The following is a 25,689-nucleotide window of genomic DNA, read 5'->3' on the forward strand; positions in this document are numbered from 1 at the left end:
GCGAGTTTAATTTATTTTTAATGCCTGTATTTTTTTGGTCATTAACTGGTAGCTATCTTCTATCTGCTGTTCAGAACAATTCCCCTTTAACTCATAAACTTTTAGTGGTACAGCATCAATCACTTCTAAGAATGAATCAAAAGTTACATTATCTCCACTATGAATATAAGGGCAATAATGGTCTACTAAATCAATCGTTTCATGGATATGTACACCTAATATTTTGTCTTTCATCTGCTGAACTTCATTAACATTATCATATAATCCCATACTTTCCATAATCATGCCATGGCCAACATCGTACCATAAATAGACTGGAGAGCCTTTAAGATTATCAATAATTTGGTCCGCTTCTTTCAATGTCGGAATTTGGTAGCACCTTGCACGGGTTTCGATTCCAATTTTAACATTTATATTTTTTTTAACGATAAAGTCAGCAGCTTCTTCCAGACTATCTTGAATTCTTTTTGTATATATCGGCGCCAACTCATTGCGCCGATGTAACATTTCATTCCATAAACTTTGATATTCCTTTGAATCTTTCCCTTTTTCTCTCCATATGTTCTTTAATTCTGTATCAATATTGTAAGAAAAAGGAACTTCCCCCGGGTGTACAACAACGCCTTTAGCTCCCAATCGATCTGCATATTCAATACTATTTATTAAGAGATCCACTGCTTTTTTGCGTTTTTCTACATCATCAAAGCCTAGCATTGGAGTGTCTGTCCCATAATCTTTATCTTCATAAAAAGGAAAAACATTATGGACACTGGATACTTTGATTTCTCCTTTATCAATCATTGGTGTAATCGATTTTAACATTTCTTCAGGCACATTATAATTTAATTCGACTTGACCAAAACCTAGCTCTTTTATTTCATTAATCATTTCTCTCCCGTTGGTATGTCTCTTTGTATTCCAAGATGTTGAAAAGGAATACCCCTTTTTATATTCCATTAAATTTTCCTCCCACTATCATGAAGTCAAACTACCCTACTTCTAAATTATTATCTATCTACTACCTTTCATTATTATTCTCATCATAATTCTTATCGTATGGTAGTATTCCAATTGTGTCTTTTCTTATATCTAACGTGATTTGATCATCTTGTTTATAAACACCATTACTTATATGATTATAATCTTCAAATGTAATACGCTGCTGTCCTATTTGTATTTCATACTCAACGAAGGAACCAAAATAAATCGCCTTTAATACCTTTCCTTGGTATCGGCCATTCTCATTTACATACCAAAACTCAGGTCTAGCCATACAATGTACTATGTTATCCCTTTTAAAATTATGATCATCTTTATTATCCACATGCATCGTATACCCTTCAAAATCCAATGTAATTATGCCGTTATCTATCGATTTAACTGTCGCTTTTAAAAAGTTTGCTTTCCCCATAAAATTAGCTACAAATTGACTGATGGGTTTTTTATAGATTTCGGTAGGCGTTCCGACTTGTTCAATGTTTCCATTATTCATAATAACAACCTTATCCGAAATAGCCATCGCCTCCGTTTGATCATGTGTAACATAAAGACTGGTTATATTTAAATTCTGTTGTATTTTTCTGAGTTCTTCTCGCATATAAACCCTTAACTTTGCATCTAAATTAGATAATGGTTCATCAAATAATAGAACTTTAGGCTCTGTCACAACTGCTCTTGCAACAGCTACTCGTTGTTGTTGCCCACCGGATAAATGGGATGGTTGCCGGTCGATTAATTCATCTAATTGCATTAGCTCAATAACACTTTTTACCTTTTTATTCACTTCATTTCTTTTTAGACCTTTTATTTTTAAACCATAGGCAATATTCTCGTACACCGTTAAGTGTGGGAATAAAGCATAACTTTGAAACACCATTCCTGTATCTCTTTTGTTAGCAGGTAGATTTGTAACATTTTCATTTCCGATGACTATAGCCCCATCTGTAGGTTGTTCAAATCCTGCTAACATTCTTAACGTAGTTGTCTTCCCACATCCCGACGGTCCCAATAAAGTTACTAATTCACCAGCTTTAATTTCTAAATCAATATGATTAACAGCAGTCTGTTCTTCTGATCCTGCGTTTGCCGGGAATACTTTTAACAAGTCATTCAGTTGTACTGGCAAAGATTTTATCTCTACTATAGACATATTTTTACTTCCTCCTTTTTGCTGGTCCAAGTTTATTAACCACAAGTTGCAAAATACCTATTGCTATCAATACAATAATGATTAAAATCATCACATATGCAGCTGCAGCTCCCATACGACTACCTTCTACTTGCGATAAAATTGATACTGTTATTAAATTCCAATGTACAGATACTAAAAAGATAACTGCACTAATTGAAGTCATTGACTTGACGAAAGAATATACAAGTCCCGAGAATAATGCAGAACGCATTAAGGGTAGAGAAACTTTAAAGAAAGTCTGTATTCCATTAGCTCCCAAATTTGTTGATGCCTCCTCTATAGAAGGATCAACTTGTCTCAAACTATTAGTACCTGCTTCAATTCCAGTTGTAATATTACGAACAGTAAACGTAATAATTAATATGAAAGCAGTTCCCGTGAGAGCCAATGGTTTCTCATTAAAGGCTAAGATAAAACCTATACCTACAACAGTACCTGGCACAGCAAATGGGAGCATCGTTGATAACTCCAGTAATTTCTTTCCAATGAATTGTTTCCGTATAATTAAATAGGCAATAATCATTCCTAATATGGCTGTAATTGGTGTTGATATTGTTGCAAGTAACAAGGAATTTTTTATAGAATCAAAGCCTAATGTAAAGACGTATTTGAAATTATCTAATGTAAACGTGTGATCAATACCCCATACTTTTACTAATGACCCAAAAGCTACTGAGCCATAAAACAAGAGAATAGTTCCTGTTGCTAATATACATAAAACGAAAAGTGGGTAGACAATATACTTCTCATTTATTTTTATCGTAGATTGGCTTGGCTTACCCGTCACAGTTACATAAGATTTTTTACTAAGCCAATATTTTTGAATAAGAAAAGCGGTAAATGCTGGAATTAACAAAGCTAGGGCAAAAAAGGCACCTGAGCTTAGATTGTACATACCAATGATTTGTAAGTAAGCCTGAACTGCTAAAGTCTCGTAATCTCCCGCTATAATCATCGGATTTCCAAAATCTTCGATAGATTTAATAAATACTAACAGTAATGCACTAAATACACCCGGTAATGCTAATGGAAATGTAATTGTTTTAAATACTTTCCATCTAGATGCTCCCATATTAAGTGCTGCATCTTCTAAGGACGGATCGATGGACTCCAGAACCCCCCTTAAATTCATGTAAGCTATTGGAAAAAATGCTAAAGTTTGAATAAATATCAGACTACCCATACCATATATATTTGAATTCGCTAAATGAAATATCCCATTTGAAATCGCACCATTTTTTCCAAATAATAGAATCATTGAAAGTGCAATAACAAAAGGTGGAGAAATGATCGGTAATAGTGCCATCAAATGAAAAAACTTTTTCCCTCTCATTTCTGTTCTTGTTATTGCGAATGCAAATAAAAATCCAACTGCTGTCCCTAAAACTGCTGATATAATGCCTAAGCGAATACTGTTCCATAAAGCTCTTAGAAATGCATGGTTTGTTATCATTTCTTTAAGATTAGAAAGACTAAATCCCTCTTCTCCTGATATTGCTATCTTTAGCACTTGAAATATTGGATAGACTGCAAAGACAAAGAAGAATATTAAGATTAATAGTATAAGTGTTAACAGAAAAGGCTGTTTCGTTAATTGTTTAATCTGCTTCCCCTGCATTTTTAGGCTTTTTTTTATTCCTATACGTATTGCTGTCATAAATATTTAACACCCTTCCTTTACAGAAGAAGGAGAATAACTTAATTCCTCCTTCTACAATTTGAGATATTAGTTAATTATTGCGCTTCATCCTCACTTCCGATTTCTTCCTCAAACTTATTTGTTATTTCTTTTCGTACTTCTCCAGCCCAAACAGCATCATACTCAATTAAATTAAGTTCATCCAATGGTGTTGCTCCTTTAGGGATCTCAGCATCCTCATTGACTGGAAGACGATAGTATCCACCTTTTGAATATGTTTCCTGTCCTTCTTTACTAACAGTCCAATCAATAAATGTTTTTGCATTTTCTAATTCTTCTTTCGGTCCATCTTTAATAATCGCCGCAGATCCAACCTCGTAACCTGTCCCGTCTTCTGGATATGAAATCGTAATGGGATATCCTTCTTCCATGGGAGCTAAAATTTGTTGCGCGAAGCCAATTCCTACAGCTACTTCTCCTAATCCAGCATCCCTTGCAGGTGCCGCACCAGATTGTGTATATTGTCTAATGTTTTTATCTAAACTTTTAAGATAGTCGAACGCCTCGTCCTCTCCTTTTAACTGAATAAGTGTAGCTAAAACAGTATAGGCTGTTCCTGCTGACGCAGGATGGGCAACGCTTACATTATCGGCGTATTCTGGTTTTAATAGATCGTCCCAACTAGTTGGTGGTTCAAGTCCGTTATCCTCTAACCATTCAGAATTAGAAGCAAAACCTAACGCTCCTACATATACAGGTGTCCAATCCCAGTCACTATCTGTATATTCCTCTGGAATGAGATCCGCATTTTCAGGTTTATAGCTTTCCAATAATTCAAGCTCAGATGCTGCGATTAATGTATCAGATGGACTACCGTACCAAACAGATCCTTGAGGATTTCCTTGCTCAGCCTGTGCCCTTGCCAATATTTGACCAGCTGATAGCCGTACAAAGTTTACTTTAATTCCAGTTTCTTTTTCAAATTCATCAAAGTAATATAAAGCCTCTTGTTCAGGTAATGCTGTGTATACTGTAAGTTCATCTGATTTTGATTTACCTGCTTCGGAACCGCAAGCAGTCATTGCAAGACTTAAAATAACCATTGAAATAATCAATCCTAACTTTTTAGCCATCTAATCACTCCTACAATTTTTTAATAAAAACAGCTTTTTATAATATACTGTTATTTCTTGCCATCTACGGAAGAACCATTAATACTCATTTCAATATAATTACATCGGGATCTGTCGACAAGACTTCCTCACAATAAGGGGTGTATCTAAAACCTCTGATTTGGGAATATATTCATCATCCTTCAACATATTTAGCAGCATGCTAGCTGCCTTTTTACCCAAATCTTTCCATGGTTGGGACATAGTAGTTAAATTAATCCAATGTAGCCTGGATAATTCTAAGTCTCCAAAACCGAGTATGCTTAGTTCATCTGGCACTTTTATTCCCCGCTGTTCTAACCTTTCCAATGCCCCTATTGCTAATTGATCGCTAGCTGCAAAGATTGCAGTTACATTAGGGGCTTTTTTTACTAGTCTTTCTAAAGCCATTGCACCTTGTTCCATAGAATTCTCTTCCGTATTTTCTATTTGATAGGTATCCACCCCTTTCTTATTTTGAGTATCCAGAAAACCTCTTTGTCTTTCCCTACCTGCAAAGGCATATTCAGGCATACTGATAAAACCAATGTTTTCATGACCTAGTGAATATAAATAATTCATAGCAGTACAGGCACCTTTATAGTTATCTACGTCTATAAAAGGAACATTTAAACCTGAAGGCGGGCGACGTCTAAGGAATACTACTGGTATACCAATTTGCTTTAACCATTCGATCATATCCCTATCAACATAGTCAGGTGTAACTATTAATCCATCTATTTTTCTTTCCACAGAACTGATAAGAAATTTTTTTTCCTTTTCAGGTTTTCTGCTTGAATTCCCATATATTATTTGATAACCTGCTCCCGAAAAAAATTCCTCCACATCGTTTGCAATTGAAGAAAAGTATAAATCTGTTATATCCGGAACCATCAGTCCGATAGTAAATGTCTTTTTTTGAATTAAACCCCTGGCTAATGCATTGGGTGTATATTTGAGTCGCTTTATCGTTTTCAATACTTTTTGCTTTGTATCAAAACTAACTTCAGGATGATCATTTATTGCTCTGGAAACAGTTGAGACAGATATATTAAGTTCTTCCGCAATGTTTTTAATTGTAACCATATAAAATTATCTCCTTTTCGTTTTCCGGGAACGTTCCCGGAAAAAGTATAAAAAAACAAAGCGCTTTTTTTCATTACCGTTAGCGCTATCATTTTGGGACAAAAGTACATTAATAAGTAGTTTACTTCAAACTTTCACTTTTGTTAAAAAACATAAGTTGCCAATTTCATAAGTTTGTTGATCAAACAAACTCAAACTTGATTATTTTTCATTATAAATGATAACGCTTAATATATCAATCACTTTTTGATTATTTTATAAATTTGTTAAAAACTGAATGTACATTATTGCTATGAATTCAGTAGTCTTATATGGTGTACCTAATTCTGCATGGTAACTTGGCGGTCCAACTCGTATTCATCGGATCACTCACCATTCAATTCACCAAGTCTCTATACACAGGATAGTGATTAATTATAACAGTAAGAATAGAAATCATGAGTTATCTTTTTAAAGAAATGATAACTCATGCTCTATTCTCTGAAAACCATCTTCTCACTTAACTGGTATGGTACATCATTCAACTTTTAGCACCTTTCCCTAATCTATCAACTCACTTCATCCCCTTCTCCACCAAAAACTCCTCATTATATTGCGCTGTTTTGGTCACATTATTATTTTTCCACCATGCCCATAGAGATACAATCACAGTCAAGAAAGTAGTTACTCCGGCATACACTTCTTCGTTTGAAAACGGGATTGGGTTTAAACCAAATATGGTTAGCACAAGGTTTATTAGGGCAACAATCAATGCAGCTGTTCTTGCTATTGTAGCTTTATCCATCATTCTTCCCTCCCTATAAAATTCTGCCTAGAGCTAGTGCAATAAAAGCGGTGACAATACCTGTCGTTACAGCGGATATGATTGCTTGCGCTATTTTCCTTTTTATCCACTTTGTGTCTTCTTTTATATCATTTAATGTTTCATTAATAGTAGATATCTCCTTATCATGAAGTAAATTTTTAACCTTTAAATTTTCAATTGCATCATGCATATCCGCCTGATCGGCCTTGAGCTGGGGGAGCTCCTTCATAATTTGTGCATGCGCATTTTTAATTTCCGTAATATCCTTTTCCATTGATTCCATCCAAGTGTTCATGTCGCCACCCCTTTATGACATATTGGACATCTTCTGGATAATAGAGTGACGGAGTTATTTATCTTTAAATGCCCGCCACTCACCTTTTATTTATCAATAGCCTCTGATACTTAGTATGGTAGCTTAATATTATTTACAATATGCTTACCAAATTGTTGTGTTTTTACTTTCGAAACAAATTTATTTGTGCACTTCGATGATTCTTCTTTATCTATCGTTGAGAACCTTAATACGCCAATACGATCAAGTGGATAACTGCAATCATGAACATACAAATCTGCGCCTGATTCGTAGAGTACATACAAGTTGTCCCCTTTTCTGGCAAGTGTTTCCACCAATGGCGGAAGCACCATCGTTTTCGTTTGATTGACACCATCTAGAAACCACAGCGGGACATATTGATCTGCGAAGTTCACATAAGTGTGTGGCTCTTCTTTCAGTGGATTCTTATAAATATATAAATGGCTGTCTGCCGTCCTCCCGTAGGACTGGCTTAATATGATCTTGTCATCTGTAACAGCAATATCTTGTATTCTATATGGAATCGATAGAATATAATCCGGTACATATACGCCATCACCGTTTGTAGGTTTATCTGTTGGAATCAACCCGGTATCTGGATCTAATTGATAACCAGTAATCCATCCTTGATGTGTGACATTATTTCGGTTTTTCAAGTGATGGCTTTCTCTCGTTTCATAAGATCCACTAAAAGCAAATTCTCCTACCCAAAGAACTCCCTCATTCACCTTTGTAAAAGAACCGCGTGCTTCTGTTGGAATAAAGGCTTCAAAGGAAACTGCGGATTCTGTTTCTGAATTATATACTTTTTCTAATGGCATGTAATAGAGTCTGTGACTGGATGAAACAAATAGATATTTGTTACTTACAGTTACACCTCCGGCATGCTCTGTATATGGCGTACCATCCATATTGTTTAAGTGCAGCGTTTTAACAAGTTTATCTGTCTTTGCATCAACGATTGTGATGACACTTGGATTATCACTCACTCGATAATAAGAAACAATGAACCAATCTTTTTCTTGCAAATAGGTAAATCCTTGAGGAACAAGGTCCTGATGCAAACCTGGTATAACAAATCCTGGTTCACTTAATTTAAAATAGGACTCATATTGAAGCTGTTTTTCCCTGTTTACATGCACGTTTTCTTGTGTAATACGTTCTGTTTCAGCCATTGATACTGCCCCCTAATCGTTTAATAGTTAATGAAAATAATACCGCTTATCCTTCCAGATCAACACCTACGAGAGAATTTGATGTATCCAGCAGTGGCAAATCAGCAAAGTTATTTCCTGTCCGAACCAATTTAGTCACTGTCCTTGTAATACGTAATCCCTCTGTTGCCTCCTCATCCGGATCCTGATAGCAAACATTATTCGTTAACGAGACACGCGCCACATTATTTGTAATACGAATATGTTGTGCGTCTAACACATGCTTTCTATTGGCATTTAAGATATTATTGTTGGAAACGACCACCATACTCACTTTATCCGTTACATTTATGCCACTATGGTCAATATTTTTCAATTGGTTTCCTGCAATGGTTACCTGTTCAACAGCATCTTTCATTACAATACCTTCTGATTTAATGTCACGTAGAATGTTACTTTCTACTGTGAACAGTTGGCCATTAGAACCAGAAATGCCGTAACTGTTAATGGCAGAAATATTATTACCGGTAACATTGACCTTTTCTGCGTTGTTCATATAAATTCCCCCACTGTTGCCTGCTGCATGTGAAATAATATTTCCTGTTACAGTTACATCCATAATTGTTCCATTAGCGTCTTGACCGCTGATACTAATACCAGGTGAATAAGACAGTCCACCCCATATGCTGTTATTCGATATAACATACTGTTCACACGGCTGACTTTGATTCGTCTGATTACCTTGATCATCTTTTGTATCCTGGGGTTTCGATAATAATGGTGGATATATACCCACCGCTCCTCCACAATTAATAAAACTGTTGTTTGCGACAACGACACGCTTCCAACTGTAAGATCGAATCGCTTGTAGTGATATATCTTCCATCATATTGTCTGTAATGATAATATCCTCATGCCATCTTCCAATCGTGGCTGAATGAGAACCAATCGCGCGTCCCCAAGGACCTTCTGTCGCTGATTTCCCAAAATAACATTTCGTAATGGTAATTTTTTTGCATGGTGTATAGTCATACGCACCAAAAGGAGGGAAAACACCTTCTTCCCGAGCAAGGTCAATTTGGATCGCTTCCGAAAACTCCCTGCCTCCCGGATCTTTAAAACCTAAAAATTTACAATTAGAAACCGTTACATTCCTAGATGAATTAATTTCAATCGCGTGGCTGCCAGGAACGTTCTTTATGGTTAAATCACGAATCGAAATATATTTACCATGGCCAATTGAAAAAGCGATTGCTTGTCCATATTCAGCAGCGTTTTGATCCCAAACACCACCAGATATTTCAATATTTTCTTCTCCCTCATAACCGTAATAATTTTTATCACGATCACCGTTCATGATTAAATAACCTTCATGATCGCGAATGATTCGGGCATTCGGATTTACACGCAATGCCGTATTTGAATAAATACTTAAGTGCTCAGAAATAAGATAAGTGCCATCAGGGATGATAACTACTGCACCATTGGCTGATAACTTCGCCTGATCCAATGCTGCTTGTATTGCCTCTGCATCTGATGACTCTCCGTCCCCTACTGCCCCGAAATCTTTCACATTGTGATAAGGATATTCAGCACCTTCTCCCTTGTCCTTACAACACATAAAGTTAAAATCAACTTTTTCCCCAATCACTTCAAACCCCATTTTAATTCCTCCCTCTGTATATTTAGTAACGTTTTATCAGGAACGATCCATTTGCACCTTTCATCTCCCCTTCAAGTGGATCATGATCTTTTCCTTACTTTATAGCTCAGCTGGCAATAGATTTAACAAGTAATAGGAGATAATTAGTTAGGATAACGATAAATGGCTTGCCTCCCGTGATAGCTTTTCCCCTTGCTATCGGCATGATATAATGCACGATGACCAATCAATACGCCAGTCCCTATGTTCAGATCATGGTTGAAAACCTCACTTGATAGTCTTCTTTTGTATTGAGAGTCACTCATCATTGGATATTCCACCCGCGACATCTTGTCTGGATGGTTATCCGTCAGCTCTTCACGAAGCAGTAGTGTCCCTAGCGCTTCTAATGAGCGATTGTTCATTCGTTTGCCTGTTTCTGATACGTATTTATCCGTGATCATCTTTATTGTCGCAATTAGTTCTTTCCGGGAGATAGACGCGGCATCAAGGTATAATTGGTTAATTAATCTATTTATAATCTCTTTGTCATTTCCCTTAAAACTTATTTCATCAATACATATCCGACTTTCTTTCGTCATTTTGTTCCACATCCTTTATTTGACCAAACTTCATACACGCTCGCTATTTTTCTTATCCCTGCTTTAACCGCCATTTCAATTGCTTGTTGCGATATATCTAAGATTGCTCCAGCTTCCCTTTGTGTCAGGTCTGCTGTATATACCAAACGAAGCACTTCCCGCTGTTTGTTCGTTAAGTTCGCCTGTTTTATCGCTGTTTCTAAATCCGTTAACAGTACAATAGCGCCATAATCCCCCATATATTGTTTTGCCTGAAACGCGTGAAATTGTTGGAGTAAAACCTTTATATGAAGAACATGCTTGTTTACTGTCAAAACATCACCCCTCTTCATGGAGATATAACAAGTTATTAATTAAAAATTCAGCATTTTTATGTTTTAGTAGTACTTTAGTTTTACATAACCTTCCATTGACATATTGACACTACTTTCGTATAATGCTTAAAGATCTTAAAATTACGATATCTGCCTTGTCGGCACTGTGAAATAGTCTGTAATATCACCACTTTGATTGGCGTTAAAGTAGGTCGATATTTTCCTAATACGACGTTGCACAGTTTGATTATCTATCCCTAAGCGCTTGGCAGCATCTAAAAAAGAGTTAGAAACCGAATAAGCTATCAGTGCTTCGCGGCATTTCTCATTAGCTTGTTCGTATAATGTTGCGATCAGTTGGCGCTGATCGCATTCTTTTATTAAATAATCTATCATCTCTTGCTCAGCATCTGCAGTAACCGATTGGATATACATATTCTCGAAAATATCAACGTGTTGCCCATTTTCATCAACATAGTAATTAAATTGAACCTTCAGCTTCTGATTTTTCCTGTAAATATCGATGCACGCTCGCTTGATTTCCCGAGAAATTTGATGCAAGAAGTCTCCTTTTTGTCTATCGTATCTATTGGATACATCATAAATTTTCCAATAGACCACACCTTCTACATCTTGCCTGTCCAACCCATACTTCCTTGACATCCCATTAATTTGTTTCTGGTTAAATTCCCTGCAGCATTCCATAATTTCCCTGAAATTCTCATTACTTGAAGTCTTTTGATAGGTGACTACTAAACTATTCAATTTTGATTTACACATTGTTATCCTCCTGTTTTTCCTATTTACTTCTATTAACGTAATTGGAATAGTAGGTTGCGTACTTTCTTAACAATTTGTAAACAGTTATGTGTCATTTCGAGATAAAACGGTGTCGTTTGCTTGGAAACAGGTACTTTAAAAGACCGATGTTCTAAAAAGTTATACTTACCTATTACTATAAATAAGCCTTTTTCTGGGATGTGCATGGAGTAGTTGTGGTTAAATCAAGATGGAATAACTACGAGGTTTTAATTTATAATTAATAAAAATTATTCGATATATTCAGTATAATTTCGTCTTACACTTTTTACAATACTTCCCAAAAAAATCACCCTTTTGCATTAAAATACAAAAGGGTGATTTTTACGCTTATTCAATTGGGGAGATAGCCGTGATATTTTGGCCTAAAACATAATACCATCAACCACTTATCTCAACAGTATTAACTTTATCTATTTTCGTGATTGCATGATAAACATCGGATGTTCTTCTTTCATAATTAACCCTTACATTTAAAGCAATTAAATAAGAGCCTTCCTTTAAATCCTTAATACGTGTATTTTTCACTTCCATATCCATTTTCTCTATTTTAGTGATAACTTCCTCAATATCCTCGCGGTTACGTAAATTGACTCTTAATGATAGCTCTTTCGAACGTAGACTCCGTATGCCCATTCGTTTAATTAAAGATGGAATTAACTCCACACTGACCAATAATAGTGAAACGCCTGCGATGGCTTCAATATAAAATCCAGCACCTGTTGCAATACCGATGCCAGCAGCTCCCCAAATCATGGCTGCAGTCGTTAAGCCGGTAATTGTATCATCTTCTCTCCTTAAAATAACACCCGCACCTAAAAAGCCGATGCCGGAAACGATTTGCGCGGCTAGTCGTAGGGGATCCATTTGAATCAGAATATAATCTGAGTTAGGGAATAAATAGGCAGACTGGATAGAGACAATGGTTAATAAACAACTGACAATCGCTATGACCAAACTTGTTTTTAGCCCTAAAGGTTTTCTTTTGAATTCACGTTCAAGACCAATAGCCAACCCCAAAACGGCTGAAATAACAAGTCTCAGCAGCATTTCCCAATCAAACATCTCCATGATTGCTCCCATGATTAAGTTCCCCTTTCCAACTTCACAAAATGCCCTTAGGAATATTGACTTCCTTTATTTAGATAAATGATATCTTTAATACTATCCATGGTATATGTTGGTTGATCATGAGATTCATTCACCATGGTCTTTTTTGTAATCCCTGTTAAAACAAGGATGGTTTTTAGGCCATTCTCGTTTCCCATACGGATATCCGTTTCAAGTCGGTCGCCTACCATGTAGCATTCCTCTGGTTTTAACTTCAAAACTTCATGAACAATAAACTGAGCGGTGAAATCGGATGGTTTTCCAATCACATAATCAATCGGTTGGCCTGTAGCACCTTCGACAGCTCCAATTATTGCCCCACAATCTGGTACCTGACCACCATAAACTGGGCAAGTTCGATCAGGGTTTGTAGCTACAATCGTTGCCTTATTTTTGAACCATGCTTGATACGCAATATTTAACTTTTCATAAGTAAATTGCCGGTCCCAGCTCAGTACCACAAAATTTGCTTGATCTGGGTCGGTCGTCGTTCGAATGTTTTCATTGCTTAGCTCTTCAAAGAGCGGATCTTCACCAACTACAAAGACAGCATCATCCTTTGTAAGCCGTTCTTTTAAATACTTAGCTGTTATGTAATTAGAGTTAATGATTTCATTTACTTTCACATCAATACCTAACTTCTTTAACTTTATCATGTAATCATTCCGGGTGGAAATTGGTTTGTTGGTTAAGAATACCACCTTATCTCCATTATCTCGTAAATGTTTAATCGTTTCAACTGCTCCACTAATTAATTGGTCGCCTAAATAAACCGTTCCATCTAAATCAAAAATATATCCCCTGGTCATTTTTACTACCTCCTTGATCAACGTCTATTTATGGAACTTCATATTCCTAATCGGACTAAAAAAACAAGCTATTTAAAAGCCTGCTGGACAGACTTTTAAATAGCTTGGGTTTTCTCCTCGTCTCTTTCCCATGCAATTTTATGTTTTTATAATGAACATCGAATCTAGAATCTTTCCATTATATATTGTTATGATCATTTTGAAGTAAATAGACCAGATTGTTTGTAAGCTAGTGGTTTATTTGTTACCACCCCATCTACTCCCATATGCTTGTATTTCTCCCCAACCGTTACGTCGTCTACCGTATACGCAAAAACTTTGTAATTTCGTTGATGCGCTTCCTTAAGCATTTCTTCCGTGATGTAAAAATAATTTGGATGGATGCTGTATGGATCAATACCACTATTATCGATATAATCGAATAGGTTTATCAGATTCATGTGGAAAATAAATCCAATTTTGATATGTTTATCTAAATCAGCAACCTTTTTCAAACTATGGTGATCAAAGGAAGAGATCCATACACGATCATTAAAATCGTATTTATACACAAGCCGAAGCATCTCCTCCTCGATATTTCCCTGTATGACTGGGCCATTTTTAATCTCAATGTTAACCGTTACATCACTTTCTTGTAAAAATACCAAGACTTCTTCCAATGTCGGAATACGTTCTCCTACAAATTCATCCCCATACCAGGAACCGAAATCATATTGCTTCAGTTCCTCCAAGGTCAATTCGTGTATATATCCAGTGCCGTTACTTGTTCTGTTAATCTTCGCATCATGACAAATAACTGGTACGCCATCCTTCGATAAACGCACGTCAAGCTCAATACTATCGACATTTACCTCAACAGCCTTTTTAAAAGCTGCCAGTGTGTTTTCCGGACAATAACCGGATGCCCCTCGATGTGCAACAATTTTCATAAGCAACCCTTCTTTCTCCATCTATTAATTTACTCATTAATTTCCTGTTATCTTTTCGTATTTTTCAATCGCCTTTGTTGTTTTATCTGCTGCATCTGTTAAAGCTTCTTGTGGATCGGCGCTTCCATCGTAAAGTCTTTCAATCTGATCCTCAATCGTTTGTCGCATTTCTGGAATAATACCAATTGCAGCTCCTCCTGTTTCAGGTATCGGTTCCGTTGCCTCCAACTGTTCTACTGGAGTCTTTAATTGTGGCGTTTCTTCATATGCATCTATTAATATTTGCTCATCTCTGGCATCACTGCGTATTGGGAAATAGCCAGTATTTACGGACCAAAACGCCTGATTTTCAGCAGTCGAAAGAAACTTCAAAAACTCCCAAGCTGCTTCTTGTGCTTCCTCTGATTGATTTGCCATGATCCAGTGTGAATTTCCTCCAATTTGGGCACCCTTTGGTTCCACACCATCTGGATGCGGCAAAAATGCTGTACCTACTTCAAAATCAGAATCTGCAACATAATCTGCAATATGGGCAGAAGATTGCATTGTAATTGCTACTTCGCCAGTTTTAAAGGCCGAACCATAGTCATCCAAATCACGTCCATAGTTTGCATTCAAATCCTTCTCATGTAAATCCTTTAGCCAGTTCATAATGTTTAATCCTGCTTCACTGTCAAATGCAGCTGCGGTCGCTCTTTCACCCTTGCGCCCATTATCATTATTTACCACTAACTCGCCTTGATTGGCCATTAATTCCTCAAACAGCCAACCATAAATTGGGAAGGAAAAACCATAACGTTCAATCTTATCCCCATCTTTAACGGTTAATTTTTTTGATGCTGCTTCTATCTCACTATACGATTGAGGCGGATCATCCGGATTCAATCCTACTTCTTCAAATGCGTCTTTGTTATAATACATAATCGCATTTGAAGTACTAAATGGCATCGAATATATTTTATCGTCAAATGTATAGTAATCTATCGTGGCATCTTCAAACATACTCGTATCATAGTCTTCCTCATCCATAAAATTTTGAACAGGTACAATGTCCGCCGTGTCGATCATTTCTCTATTTCCTGTACCAAATAACTGAACAATAGATGGTGCTTCCTTCGTCCCCTCTACCTGTTTTAGTTTATTTAATGCCTCGTCATATGAACCTTGATACAAACTATTAATTTCAATTTCATCTTGACTATCATTAAAGTTATCTACCAATTCCTGTAATGCTTCACCCGCATCACCACCAATAGCGTTCCAGTAGTCAAGAGCAATTTTTCCATCCTTCGTAACATCTTCTTTTTGCTCTGATTTTTTCTCTTTTGAGCCACACGCCGCCAACGAAAATACCATTATCAGGACGATAAGAGCCATTCCCAGCATTTTGAAACGGTTCATTTTCTCCACTCCCCTTAAAATATTTTTCTAGCTATAAATCAGAAACTATTGGTTTTCAGCATAACCCTCCCCGTTTCACAGACGTATATATTATCATTCATGTTGTTACCCTTTCAGTGACCCGGAAGTTAATCCTTTTTGTAGCATCTTCTGACCCAGGAATATAATTAATAACGTCGGTAAAATAACGAGTACCACTGCAGCCATTATCATCGGCCAGTTATTGGATGTTTCTTCTGCACGCATCATTTTCAACCCTACTTGAACGGTTCGTACACTATTATCGTTTGTAACGAGTAGCGGCCATAGATATTCGTTCCATGATGTCAAGAATGTATATATTCCCAGTGTCGCTAACATCGGCACGGAAACAGGGAGTACCATCCTTAAGTAAAAGCGAAAATGTCCACAGCCATCCATTTCTGCCGCTTCCTGCAATTCCTTTGGGATGGTCATAAATGATTGCCTTAACAAAAATATTCCAAAGGCACCTGCGAATTTCGGAATGACCAATCCTGTAAAGGAGTTCAGCCATCCTAAATCTCTTACTGTCGCAAAATTGGGGATAATGGTTGCTTCCCAAGGTATCATCATCGTTGCAATGACTAAAAAGAATACAATATTAATCCCTCTGAACGGTAGGAACACAAATGCATATGCTGTCAAACTACAGATAATCACCATACCAATTGTAATAAGCCCTGCTTGAATTAAACTATTCATTAAAAACTTAACAATTGGAACAGCTGTTGCAGCAGCAACATAATTATCAAAGTGTAATGAAGATGGTAACAATGACCCTGAAAATACATCTTTTGAATCCATAAAACTAATGGATACTGCGTAAAGAATCGGCCCCAAAACGACAATAGAAGCTAATATCAAGAAGGTATATACAAGTATTTTTTTTAACATTATTGATAATGCACCTTCCTTTCGCCGACTTTAAACTGAATCAGTGTAGCAATTAAAATGATGACAAATAATATCATAGCTTGTGCACTAGCATAGCCTACAGCATGGTTAACGAACGCATCTTTATAAATAGAGTACACAATTAGATTCGTCGAACCGGCGGGTCCCCCTTTTGTCATAATATCGATCTGACCAAATGACTGAAAAGAGTTAATAACGCCAATAATAATGACAAAGAACAAGGTGGGTGACAACATGGGGACTGTGATTTTACGAAATCGTTGGAAGTAGTTGGCACCATCGATTTTAGAACTCTCGTACAAATCCTCTGAAATATTTTGTAGCCCACCGAGTAAAATGATGAAATTAAACCCTAGGTGCATCCAAATGGTTGTAATAGATATAGAGATAAGTGCAAAACTTTTATCTGTGACCCAGCCAACACCTGACATTCCAAATATATCCATTACGTTATTCACTAACCCAATACTAGGATTAAACAAGAACAACCAAATCACGGCAGCTGCTGCCGATGAAACACCCAGCGTTGACGAGAATGCTACTTTAAAAAATTGTGATCCTCGTAATTTTTCGTTTGCTAGCACAGCTAAAAACAATGATATAAGTATCGTGGGTATAACTGTATATAAGACAAATAAAAAGCTATTCTTAAAGCTTAATAGAAACTCTTTCGAATGAAATAAATCAGTATAATTTTCAATTCCATTGAAGAAAATCGCGTCCCCTCTTGTATCTGTTATGAAGAAGCTTAGATACAATGTTTTAAACATTGGATAGAAAAGAAAAACAGAAAATACAATGAGCGCGGGCAGTAAATACCATATTCCTACGGGAAATTTTGACTTCTTTTTATTTATAGATGTTTTTGCCATGAATAACACACCCCTTTAAATTGCTATACTTGTACTTTTAAGTATCGTATTCCTCTAAATGAATAAAATACCTAAACCTTTTTCTTAATTTAGTTTCCACATGCTACGCTACTCTTGTCTTTGATCATTCGGAATATCCTTTAGACTTTCTATTACGACCTAATAACCCTGCTATGCCAAATTTAAGAGGCTTCAGTAGCTCCTATTTAAACATAAACTTAGCTTCATTAATTAAAATTAACAAATATTTAACTGATTTTACAGAAAAATCACAAAGATAATACATAACTTGTTCTTGGTGTTACTTCAAACACAAAGAACCCCAAAAAGCCATTGGAAAGAAATATAAATTGCATATTCCTCCAAAACACTTTAAGGGGTTCTCTTCGTCTCCACCCAATATTCAATTTATGAAGCATGAATGTAGTTGAATGATACCGCTTTCAATTGCTGTTAATTACACTATACAACACATCATATCTATAGTCAATCCAAAATTGAATATTCTTTTTTAAAACACACAATCTGCAATTACAGGAAAATGATCGCTAGGAAAAACCCCTCCTGGACAGTCGGTTACGATCTTTATACGGTTTACCACAATCCTTTCCTTCACTAAGATCCAATCGATACGCTGGTCCCCACCATCTTGGTAGATGAAATCATTTTTTGTTCCATTCGTTTGATTGATATGTTCTTGTGCCAAATCCCATGTGTCCGTAAATAAGCCTTCCTTCGTCAACATATGAAATGGTATTGTCTTTATATCTGTATTAAAGTCCCCCGTTAAAAATACCGGAATATTTGGTTCCAATTCTTTTACTTTCTCACAAATTAAGCCCGTAGCCTTTATTCGCGCCACCTCAGAAATATAATCCAAGTGGGTATTCAAATGATAAAATATTTTTCCACTATGTTTATCTGCGAATTTTGCCCATGTTACCATACGTGGCAGCTTGTTCCCAAAGGACATAGAGCCAATCAAACGCGGCGTATCTGAGAGCCAAAAGTGATCATATGCAAGTAATGTTATTCGATCTCTTTTATAAAAAATAGCCATGTAATCATCATTACTTCCACCAAGTCGTCCTAGACCAATCCAATCATAATCAGGTAACAAGTGCAACAGATCTTGAATTTGCGTATATAAACACTCCTGTGTGCCAATCACGTCTGGGTCTTCCCTGTCTATTACTGAACGAATTAGATATTTTCTTTTATTCCAATCGTTCGCTGGATCATTGTCAATATGTAACATGTTGTACGTCATTATTTTTAAAGCACTCATATGAATTCACCTCTTCTCTGTTAATCATAACACCATTAACTTAAGTTTCTCAACATTGTAAACTATGATATAATTAATATCAAATTAGATTTTGAAAGTAGGGTTTACATGACTAAAATAACTGACATGGTTCAATCCCAAGTTATTGCATCTATTAAAAAGGAAGCGGATATTGAAAAAGCTATTCAATCTGACGCCAATATCACTTTCCTTCTCGCAGGAAATTTAATTACAACAAAAGATTATATAGATCGATTAAAAGCAGTAAATAAAATTACGTTTGTGCATATCGATTTTATCGAAGGCCTGTCAAATACACCAAGTGCAATTAAATATATAGCGAAAATGTGGAAACCTGACGGCATCATTACAACGAAAAGTGGTTTAATAAAATACGCGAATGAAGCAGGATTAATGACCATTCAACGCATTTTTCTTATTGATCGAAATGGACTAAAAAAAGGGATTGATATAGCACATAAGTGTAAACCTCATGCAATTGAAGTACTTCCAGGAATCATGCCTACGATCATAGATGATCTGACAAAACAAACCCACCTACCAATTATTGCTGGTGGTCTAGTAAGTAAAAAGGATGAAATACTTAATGGATTAGAAGCCGGGGCATTAGCTATTTCTACAGGAGATCCGAAGTTGTGGAACTTGGGGTTATAAAACCTTAATAGTATAATAATCTACCTATACAACAGCATCAACTATTGTATAGGTAGAAGAAATATTTAACTGGTACACCGATAAACCCATATTTTTATTTTACATGATATTTATTCCTGCAAAATGCTGTTTATTTTTCCCTCCGCTTCGTCCAATACATCTTCCACACTTTTTCCCTGGATAAGATTTTCGATCGATTGTTCAATTTGCTCGGATATTTCCATTTTATCTATTGATGGGCCTGCAGTTGCCTCTGTTGGCTTCGTATTATTTAAGGCATCATATGCTTTTTTAAACTGTTCATGTTCATTATAAACCTCTTTTAGCGGTGATATTTCAGCCGCTTCTGGCGTGACTGGCACATACCCTGTTGATGCGGCCCATTCTGATTGTACTGCTGGGCTAACCATATACTTAATAAATTCCCAGCCAGCATTCTGTTCTTCATCAGTGCCTTGATTTGATATCCACAGTTGACCACTTGCTTGGTTTACACCTGTCCATTCTTCTCCTTCTGGTACAGGTAAAGGAGCTGTTTGAAATTCAAAATCAAGCGTATCGAGCCATATACCTGTTACCGCGGAGGAATCCAAATACATCGCTAATTCCCCTGAGGAAAAAGCGAGTTGTGTATTGGACCATGTTCTTCCATAATTACCGAAAGTCCCCGCCTTATTCATCCCATCTATCCAATTATAAATGTCATTACCAGTTGGTGAATTTAAAAACGTCTCTGTTGGTACTTCACCTGAACGTCCATTATCATTATTAAATACCAATTCATCTTGTATCGCAAAAAGGTTATAAATAAATGATGTATTAATCGGAATAGAAAATCCCTGTACTTCCTCTGACGTTAAAGATTTTGCTGCTGCTTCGATTTCACTGAATGTTTCGGGTGGATTATCTGGGTCTAATCCAGCTTCTTCAAATAATTCAACACTATAAAACAGCAATGGAACGAAAATGTTAAATGGCATTGAATTTAATTTGCCATCTAAGGAGTGATTTTTCACTACGGATTCATTCAGTTTTGAAAGGTCAAAATCACTATCCGTTTCAATCATTTCTTCTATTGGTGTAATGTAACCACTTTGGCTATAATAGGCTGTATCCCTATAGTAAGATGCGTCTGCCCCCATAAATACAGTGGGTGCTGATTTCGTCGATCCTACTGTACTCATTTGCTGTTGCACATTATCTTGAAACGATGCTTTGACCTCGATAGAATCGGATTGTTCATTAAAGTCCTTAATTATCCCTTCTAGTGTCAGCGCATTGTCTCCATCTAAACCATGCCAGAATTCAACAACAACTTTCCCATCCCCAGTTTTCTCCGTTACTTTAGCATTACTGCATCCGAACAAAACAAGACCTAAAACGATTATCAACACCAGAACTTTTCTCAACTTACTCAGCCCCTTTTATATTTAGACTTTTAGTCTATTAAAATAATGTTCGTTTAGAAAGGCCAATCCTAACTGTTAGGTCTTTATTGTTTCGCATTTTTTAATTTCAAACGGATCATTTTGTTCCTAATTAGCGATTACTCCTGTAATATACTATTTATTTTTTCTTCCGCCTCATTCAATACATCTTCCACATTTTTACCCTGTATCAGGTCTTCAAAGGATTGTGCAATTTGCTCGGACACTTCCACCTTTCCTAATGATGGACCTGCAGTAGTTTCTGTTGGTTCTGTATTATTCAGCGCATCATATGCTTCTTTGAACTGTTCATGTTCACTATAGACTTCTTTTAAAGGAGAAACTTCTGCTGCTTCTGGCGTAACGGGAACATATCCTGTTGATGCAGCCCATTCAGATTGTACTTCCGGACTTACTAAATATTTAATGAATTCCCAGCCAGCTGTTTGTTCTTCATCGGTAGCTTGGTTTGATAACCACAGTTGCGAACCACCTTGGTTTACACCAGTCCATTCTTTACCATCTGGCACCGGCATAGGAGCTGTTTGGAAATCAAAATCAAGTGTATCGAGCCATATTCCTGTTACCGCGGAGGATTCTAAATACATCCCCAATTCACCTGACGAGAAGGCTAATTGTGTATTTGACCATGTCCTGCCATAGTTTCCAAAGGTACCCGCCTTATTCATATCATCTATCCACGTGTAAATATCTTTACCCGCAGTTGAATTTAAAAGCGTTTCTGTGGGATCTGCACCTGTTCGCCCATTATCATTATTAAATACCAATTCATCTTGTATCGCAAAGAGATTATAAATAAACGACGTGTCAATAGGAATTGCAAATCCATGTACATCCTTTGATGTTAAGGTTTGTGCAGTCTTTTCAACTTCACTAAATGTTTCAGGTGGGTTATCGGGATCTAATCCAGCCTCCTCAAATAATTCGACATTATAAAATAACAAAGGTACAAAGACATTAAATGGCATAGCATTTAATTTCCCATCCAGGGAATGGTTTTCTACTACTGCTTCATTCAGATCTGAAATATCAAATTCACTATCTGCTTCTATCATCTCTTCTATAGGTGTTATATAACTACTTTGACTATAATAAGCTGTGTCTCCCCCCATGAACACAGTAGGTGCTGAATTTGTCGATCCTACCGTACGCATCTGCTGCTGCACATTATCCTGAAATGAAGGTTTTATCTTTACTGAATCAGATTGTTTGTTGAACTTTTTTATAATACTATCCAAAGTCTCGGCATTATCACCATCTAAATTATGCCAAAACGCTACGACTGTTTTTCCATCTTCGGTTTTGGCTGTCTCTTTTGAATTACTACATCCCAGCAACACCAGACCCATAATGATTATTAACATTAGCGCTTTCTTCAATGTAATCAGTCCCTTTTGTAAGACTTTTAAATTTAACCATTACTCCTGTAACAAATCATTTATTTTTTCTTCTACATCATTTAATACATTTTCCACTTTATCGCCTTGAACAAGATTTTCCAAAGATTGAGCAATTTGTTCCGTTACTTCTAGCTGTTCAATAGATGGCCCTGCCGTAGCATCCGAAGGTTCAGTTTCTTGTAAAACATCATATCCAACTTTTAACTGTTCATTTTCATTATATGCCTCTTTTAAAGGGGAAATTTCTGCAGATTCTGGTGTAACTGGAACATATCCTGTTGATGCAGCCCATTCAGATTGTACTTCTGGACTTACCATAAACTTAATAAATTCCCACCCAGCTTCTTGTTCTTCCTCTGTGGCTTGGTTCGATAACCAAAGCTCTGACCCTCCTTGGTTTTCACCTACCCACTCTACATCATCCGGGATAGGAAATGGCGCTGCTTTAAGTTTAAAATCAAGTGTATCAAGCCATATCCCAGTAACCGCTGAGGAATCTAAATACATTGCTAATTCTCCGGAGGAAAAGGCTAATTGTGTATTGGACCAGGTCCTTCCATAATTTCCAAATGTTCCAGCCTCATTCATGTCACTAATCCAGTTGTAAATTTCCTTACCAACGGGAGAATTCAAATAGGTTTCAGTAGGCGCTTCACCAGATCGGCCATTGTCATTGTTATACATTAATTCATCTTGTACAGCAAAAAAATTAGTGATAAAAGATGAATCAAGTGGTATTGAAAAACCTTTCATATTTTCACCAGTCGTTAATGTCTCGGCATCTGCTTGAATCTCGCCAAAAGTTTGTGGCGGATCATTTGGATCCAGCCCTGCTTGTTCAAATAGATCCGCATTATAAAACATTAACTGTACGGAAACATTAAATGGCATGGAATTCAATTTCCCATCAATAGAATGATTCTCAACCACAGCTTCATTCAATGATGAGATATCGAATTCACTATCTTCTTCCATTAATGCTTCTATAGAAGTAACATAATCACTTTGACTATAATAGGCAGTTTCCCGTCCTTGCCCCATAAAGACTACGGGTGCAGAATTTGTTTTACCTACTGTACGCATTTGCTGCTGCACATTATCTTGAAACGATGCTTTAACCTCAACTGAATCGGATTGTTCATTAAAATGCTTGATTATTCCATCCAGCGTCTGGCCATTATCCCCATCAAGACTATGCCAAAACTCAACAACTACTTTTCCTTCCTCTGTTTTTGTTGTTTCACTGGTTTTACTGCTACAGCCTGTCATCGCGAGACCTAATACAACAAATAACACAAACAACTTTCTCACTTAACCCATCCTTTCATTATTAAATACTGTCTAATTAAAAACTATTTTTCATCCTTTAATCGATCCTGAGAGTAATCCTTTCCTAATATATTTTAATCCAAAGAAAAGAATCAACAATGTCGGAACGAGGGCGATAATTGCTCCAGCCATAACGATTGGCCAGTTATTTGATGCCTGAGAGCTTACCAACATTTTTAAACCAATTTGGATAGGGCGAACGCTATCATCACTAGTCATAATAAGCGGCCACAAATAACTGTTCCAAGAACTAATGAAAGCAAATATACTTAGCGCACCTAAAGTTGCTTTTGATAAAGGCAATGCAAAGGATAAATAATATCGAAAGTAGGAACACCCATCCATTTGTGCCGCATCCCACAATTCCTTGGGCATTGTCAAAAAATGTTGTCTAAGCAGGAAGACGCCAAAAGGTGTTACCAACGTTGGAACAATTAAAGCCTGATAGGTGTCTAACCATCCTAAATTTATTATTGTTACATGGTTAGGTATAATGGTTGATTCAAAAGGAATAAGCATTGTGCTTAATAAAAGTATAAATAAAAAGTTTTTCCCCTTAAAAGGAATAAAAACGAAAGCAAAGGCCGCTAAACTGCACAGTATGATTTGCCCAATCATTACAGATGTCGCGATCAATAAACTATTACCCAAGAATTGAAGTAATGGTATTCGCTCTGCAGCTTCTTTATATGCATCAAAACTTGGCTTTGATGGTAATAAAGCAGCATTATTTATATCACTCGCAGACATAAAACTGACGGATATAGCATAGAGAATTGGTGCAAACATAATAAATGCACTAACGGAAAGTAGTATATAAAAGATGATTTTCTTCATCATTGATAATGAACTCTCCCTTCCCCAGCTTTAAATTGAATTAACGTGACGACCAAAGTAATAATAAATAACGCAACCGCCTGTGCACTTGCAAATCCATAATTGCCATATATAAATGATTCTCTATAAATAGAATAGACAATGAGATTTGTTGCCTCACTCGGACCACCCTCAGTCAGAATGTGGATCTGTCCAAAGGACTGAAAAGCATTGATAAAGTTTATAATGGTTACAAAAAATAAAATGGGACTTAGCAACGGAATCGTAATCTTAAATAAACGTGTCCAATATCCCGCGCCATCTACTGTAGCGCTCTCATATAAGTCAACCGATATATTTTGTAATCCACCTAATAAAAGAATAAAGTTTAAACTGAGCCCCATCCAAACAGTTGCCAGTGCTACTGAGAACAGCGCCCAATCTGGAGAGGTCAACCAACCAATACTTGGTATCCCAAAAAACCCCAGCATATTATTTATTGTTCCAAGTGTGGGATGAAAGAAAAACAGCAATATTGCCGAGCTTGCAGCACCGGATATTCCTAATTGTGAAGAAAAAATCATTTGAAAAAACTTCGTACCCTTTAATTTTTCATTTGCAATTACGGCTAAGAATAATGAAAGAATAATCGTAATTGGCACTGTATAGAGCACAAATATAAAAGATACTTTAATACTATTTAAAAATGATGCTGAACTAAATAATGCAAGGTAATGCTTCAACCCAACGAAGTGATCAACAACACCCCCATCTAAAACATCAGATAAGCTAAATTGAATCGTTTTTATAATAGGATAAAACAGGAACACCCCTAATAGTAAGAATGTAGGGAGTAAATAACTCAGCCCCATACCAAATAATTTTATTTCCTTGCCTATATTACTTTTAGTTTTCATCGACTCTTCACCTCTTTTGTCTATATTAAAATAAATGCGC

General features: G+C 36.5%; 25 protein-coding genes. 1 reads left to right on the forward strand and 24 read right to left on the reverse strand.

Annotated features, from left to right (window positions below; genetic code table 11):
* Nucleotides 1-6: 6 nt before the first annotated feature.
* The 19 genes from JOC34_RS11985 to JOC34_RS12075 all read right to left on the reverse strand — a co-directional run bounded on the left by JOC34_RS11985 (nucleotide 7) and on the right by JOC34_RS12075 (nucleotide 19,064).
* Nucleotides 7-957: a sugar phosphate isomerase/epimerase family protein gene (locus JOC34_RS11985; protein WP_205137006.1), complete on the reverse strand. Its 951-nt coding sequence runs from the start codon at nucleotides 955-957 to the stop codon at nucleotides 7-9.
* Nucleotides 958-1,018: 61 nt separating this feature from the next.
* Entirely contained in the window at nucleotides 1,019-2,149 is a 1,131-nt protein-coding gene (locus tag JOC34_RS11990) for an ABC transporter ATP-binding protein (RefSeq protein ID WP_205137007.1), read from the reverse strand.
* Nucleotides 2,150-2,153: 4 nt separating this feature from the next.
* Nucleotides 2,154-3,848, reverse strand: a complete 1,695-nt coding sequence (locus tag JOC34_RS11995; protein ID WP_239544337.1) for an ABC transporter permease — start codon at nucleotides 3,846-3,848, stop codon at nucleotides 2,154-2,156.
* 77 nt (nucleotides 3,849-3,925) lie between these two features.
* The gene (locus JOC34_RS12000) at nucleotides 3,926-4,963 is read right to left on the reverse strand and encodes an ABC transporter substrate-binding protein (protein ID WP_205137008.1); all 1,038 of its coding nucleotides are present in this window, start codon (nucleotides 4,961-4,963) and stop codon (nucleotides 3,926-3,928) included.
* Nucleotides 4,964-5,062: 99 nt separating this feature from the next.
* The gene (locus tag JOC34_RS12005) at nucleotides 5,063-6,067 is read right to left on the reverse strand and encodes a LacI family DNA-binding transcriptional regulator (protein ID WP_205137009.1); all 1,005 of its coding nucleotides are present in this window, start codon (nucleotides 6,065-6,067) and stop codon (nucleotides 5,063-5,065) included.
* A gap of 553 nt (nucleotides 6,068-6,620) precedes the next feature.
* Nucleotides 6,621-6,851, reverse strand: a complete 231-nt coding sequence (locus JOC34_RS12010; RefSeq protein ID WP_205137010.1) for a phage holin — start codon at nucleotides 6,849-6,851, stop codon at nucleotides 6,621-6,623.
* A gap of 13 nt (nucleotides 6,852-6,864) precedes the next feature.
* Nucleotides 6,865-7,167 (reverse strand): hemolysin XhlA family protein, encoded by a 303-nt coding sequence (locus JOC34_RS12015; protein WP_205137011.1) that lies wholly within the window; start codon nucleotides 7,165-7,167, stop codon nucleotides 6,865-6,867.
* Between the two features lie 110 nt (nucleotides 7,168-7,277).
* On the reverse strand, nucleotides 7,278-8,363 hold the full coding sequence (locus JOC34_RS12020; protein WP_205137012.1) for a hypothetical protein: 1,086 nt from the start codon (nucleotides 8,361-8,363) through the stop codon (nucleotides 7,278-7,280).
* A 46-nt stretch (nucleotides 8,364-8,409) separates the two neighbouring features.
* Entirely contained in the window at nucleotides 8,410-10,005 is a 1,596-nt protein-coding gene (locus tag JOC34_RS12025) for a right-handed parallel beta-helix repeat-containing protein (protein ID WP_205137013.1), read from the reverse strand.
* A 143-nt stretch (nucleotides 10,006-10,148) separates the two neighbouring features.
* Entirely contained in the window at nucleotides 10,149-10,586 is a 438-nt protein-coding gene (locus JOC34_RS12030) for a hypothetical protein (protein WP_205137014.1), read from the reverse strand.
* Nucleotides 10,583-10,900, reverse strand: coding sequence for a sigma factor-like helix-turn-helix DNA-binding protein (locus JOC34_RS12035; protein ID WP_205137015.1), 318 nt, complete (start codon nucleotides 10,898-10,900; stop codon nucleotides 10,583-10,585). The genes JOC34_RS12030 and JOC34_RS12035 overlap by 4 nt, the downstream gene beginning before the upstream one ends.
* A gap of 141 nt (nucleotides 10,901-11,041) precedes the next feature.
* Entirely contained in the window at nucleotides 11,042-11,680 is a 639-nt protein-coding gene (locus JOC34_RS12040) for an RNA polymerase sigma factor (protein WP_205137016.1), read from the reverse strand.
* A 420-nt stretch (nucleotides 11,681-12,100) separates the two neighbouring features.
* Nucleotides 12,101-12,790, reverse strand: coding sequence for an MgtC/SapB family protein (locus tag JOC34_RS12045; protein ID WP_205137123.1), 690 nt, complete (start codon nucleotides 12,788-12,790; stop codon nucleotides 12,101-12,103).
* A 47-nt stretch (nucleotides 12,791-12,837) separates the two neighbouring features.
* Nucleotides 12,838-13,638, reverse strand: coding sequence for an HAD-IIA family hydrolase (locus tag JOC34_RS12050; RefSeq protein WP_205137017.1), 801 nt, complete (start codon nucleotides 13,636-13,638; stop codon nucleotides 12,838-12,840).
* A gap of 194 nt (nucleotides 13,639-13,832) precedes the next feature.
* On the reverse strand, nucleotides 13,833-14,567 hold the full coding sequence (locus tag JOC34_RS12055) for a glycerophosphodiester phosphodiesterase (protein WP_205137018.1): 735 nt from the start codon (nucleotides 14,565-14,567) through the stop codon (nucleotides 13,833-13,835).
* A gap of 36 nt (nucleotides 14,568-14,603) precedes the next feature.
* Nucleotides 14,604-15,968: an ABC transporter substrate-binding protein gene (locus JOC34_RS12060; protein ID WP_205137019.1), complete on the reverse strand. Its 1,365-nt coding sequence runs from the start codon at nucleotides 15,966-15,968 to the stop codon at nucleotides 14,604-14,606.
* Nucleotides 15,969-16,073: 105 nt separating this feature from the next.
* Nucleotides 16,074-16,883 (reverse strand): carbohydrate ABC transporter permease, encoded by an 810-nt coding sequence (locus JOC34_RS12065; protein WP_205137020.1) that lies wholly within the window; start codon nucleotides 16,881-16,883, stop codon nucleotides 16,074-16,076.
* Nucleotides 16,883-17,776: a carbohydrate ABC transporter permease gene (locus JOC34_RS12070; protein ID WP_205137021.1), complete on the reverse strand. Its 894-nt coding sequence runs from the start codon at nucleotides 17,774-17,776 to the stop codon at nucleotides 16,883-16,885. The genes JOC34_RS12065 and JOC34_RS12070 overlap by 1 nt, the downstream gene beginning before the upstream one ends.
* A 511-nt stretch (nucleotides 17,777-18,287) precedes the next feature.
* Nucleotides 18,288-19,064, reverse strand: a complete 777-nt coding sequence (locus tag JOC34_RS12075; protein ID WP_205137022.1) for an endonuclease/exonuclease/phosphatase family protein — start codon at nucleotides 19,062-19,064, stop codon at nucleotides 18,288-18,290.
* Between the two features lie 108 nt (nucleotides 19,065-19,172).
* Between JOC34_RS12075 and JOC34_RS12080 the strand changes: the two genes are divergently transcribed.
* Entirely contained in the window at nucleotides 19,173-19,739 is a 567-nt protein-coding gene (locus JOC34_RS12080; RefSeq protein ID WP_205137023.1) for a glycerol-3-phosphate responsive antiterminator, read from the forward strand.
* 110 nt (nucleotides 19,740-19,849) lie between these two features.
* On the opposite strand, the gene JOC34_RS12085 is transcribed toward JOC34_RS12080, so the two are convergent.
* From JOC34_RS12085 to JOC34_RS12105, 5 genes are all read right to left on the reverse strand, one after another.
* Nucleotides 19,850-21,148 (reverse strand): ABC transporter substrate-binding protein, encoded by a 1,299-nt coding sequence (locus JOC34_RS12085; RefSeq protein ID WP_205137024.1) that lies wholly within the window; start codon nucleotides 21,146-21,148, stop codon nucleotides 19,850-19,852.
* A gap of 137 nt (nucleotides 21,149-21,285) precedes the next feature.
* Entirely contained in the window at nucleotides 21,286-22,551 is a 1,266-nt protein-coding gene (locus JOC34_RS12090) for an ABC transporter substrate-binding protein (RefSeq protein WP_205137025.1), read from the reverse strand.
* A 54-nt stretch (nucleotides 22,552-22,605) separates the two neighbouring features.
* Nucleotides 22,606-23,898 carry an ABC transporter substrate-binding protein gene (locus JOC34_RS12095; protein WP_205137026.1) on the reverse strand — a complete coding sequence of 431 codons (1,293 nt, stop codon included), beginning with the start codon at nucleotides 23,896-23,898 and terminating at the stop codon, nucleotides 22,606-22,608.
* A gap of 48 nt (nucleotides 23,899-23,946) precedes the next feature.
* On the reverse strand, nucleotides 23,947-24,756 hold the full coding sequence (locus tag JOC34_RS12100; protein WP_205137027.1) for a carbohydrate ABC transporter permease: 810 nt from the start codon (nucleotides 24,754-24,756) through the stop codon (nucleotides 23,947-23,949).
* Nucleotides 24,753-25,649, reverse strand: a complete 897-nt coding sequence (locus JOC34_RS12105) for a carbohydrate ABC transporter permease (RefSeq protein ID WP_205137028.1) — start codon at nucleotides 25,647-25,649, stop codon at nucleotides 24,753-24,755. The genes JOC34_RS12100 and JOC34_RS12105 overlap by 4 nt, the downstream gene beginning before the upstream one ends.
* Nucleotides 25,650-25,689 lie beyond the last annotated feature (40 nt).

It is taken from the genome of Virgibacillus halotolerans (assembly GCF_016908515.1).
In the GTDB taxonomy this organism is placed as follows: Bacteria; Bacillota; Bacilli; order Bacillales; family Amphibacillaceae; genus Virgibacillus_M; species Virgibacillus_M halotolerans.

Excerpts from the sequence above, each read along its gene's own strand:
- JOC34_RS11985 (WP_205137006.1), bottom strand. The coding sequence starts at position 957 with ATGGAATATAAAAAGGGGTATTCCTTTTCAACATCTTGGAATACAAAG.
- JOC34_RS11990 (WP_205137007.1), bottom strand. The coding sequence starts at position 2,149 with ATGTCTATAGTAGAGATAAAATCTTTGCCAGTACAACTGAATGACTTG.
- JOC34_RS11995 (WP_239544337.1), bottom strand. The coding sequence starts at position 3,848 with ATGACAGCAATACGTATAGGAATAAAAAAAAGCCTAAAAATGCAGGGG.
- JOC34_RS12000 (WP_205137008.1), bottom strand. The coding sequence starts at position 4,963 with ATGGCTAAAAAGTTAGGATTGATTATTTCAATGGTTATTTTAAGTCTT.
- JOC34_RS12005 (WP_205137009.1), bottom strand. The coding sequence starts at position 6,067 with ATGGTTACAATTAAAAACATTGCGGAAGAACTTAATATATCTGTCTCA.
- JOC34_RS12010 (WP_205137010.1), bottom strand. The coding sequence starts at position 6,851 with ATGGATAAAGCTACAATAGCAAGAACAGCTGCATTGATTGTTGCCCTA.
- JOC34_RS12015 (WP_205137011.1), bottom strand. The coding sequence starts at position 7,167 with ATGAACACTTGGATGGAATCAATGGAAAAGGATATTACGGAAATTAAA.
- JOC34_RS12020 (WP_205137012.1), bottom strand. The coding sequence starts at position 8,363 with ATGGCTGAAACAGAACGTATTACACAAGAAAACGTGCATGTAAACAGG.
- JOC34_RS12025 (WP_205137013.1), bottom strand. The coding sequence starts at position 10,005 with ATGGGGTTTGAAGTGATTGGGGAAAAAGTTGATTTTAACTTTATGTGT.
- JOC34_RS12030 (WP_205137014.1), bottom strand. The coding sequence starts at position 10,586 with ATGACGAAAGAAAGTCGGATATGTATTGATGAAATAAGTTTTAAGGGA.
- JOC34_RS12040 (WP_205137016.1), bottom strand. The coding sequence starts at position 11,680 with ATGTGTAAATCAAAATTGAATAGTTTAGTAGTCACCTATCAAAAGACT.
- JOC34_RS12045 (WP_205137123.1), bottom strand. The coding sequence starts at position 12,790 with ATGGAGATGTTTGATTGGGAAATGCTGCTGAGACTTGTTATTTCAGCC.
- JOC34_RS12050 (WP_205137017.1), bottom strand. The coding sequence starts at position 13,638 with ATGACCAGGGGATATATTTTTGATTTAGATGGAACGGTTTATTTAGGC.
- JOC34_RS12055 (WP_205137018.1), bottom strand. The coding sequence starts at position 14,567 with ATGAAAATTGTTGCACATCGAGGGGCATCCGGTTATTGTCCGGAAAAC.
- JOC34_RS12060 (WP_205137019.1), bottom strand. The coding sequence starts at position 15,968 with ATGAACCGTTTCAAAATGCTGGGAATGGCTCTTATCGTCCTGATAATG.
- JOC34_RS12065 (WP_205137020.1), bottom strand. The coding sequence starts at position 16,883 with ATGTTAAAAAAAATACTTGTATATACCTTCTTGATATTAGCTTCTATT.
- JOC34_RS12070 (WP_205137021.1), bottom strand. The coding sequence starts at position 17,776 with ATGGCAAAAACATCTATAAATAAAAAGAAGTCAAAATTTCCCGTAGGA.
- JOC34_RS12075 (WP_205137022.1), bottom strand. The coding sequence starts at position 19,064 with ATGAGTGCTTTAAAAATAATGACGTACAACATGTTACATATTGACAAT.
- JOC34_RS12080 (WP_205137023.1), top strand. The coding sequence starts at position 19,173 with ATGACTAAAATAACTGACATGGTTCAATCCCAAGTTATTGCATCTATT.
- JOC34_RS12090 (WP_205137025.1), bottom strand. The coding sequence starts at position 22,551 with ATGTTAATAATCATTATGGGTCTGGTGTTGCTGGGATGTAGTAATTCA.
- JOC34_RS12100 (WP_205137027.1), bottom strand. The coding sequence starts at position 24,756 with ATGATGAAGAAAATCATCTTTTATATACTACTTTCCGTTAGTGCATTT.
- JOC34_RS12105 (WP_205137028.1), bottom strand. The coding sequence starts at position 25,649 with ATGAAAACTAAAAGTAATATAGGCAAGGAAATAAAATTATTTGGTATG.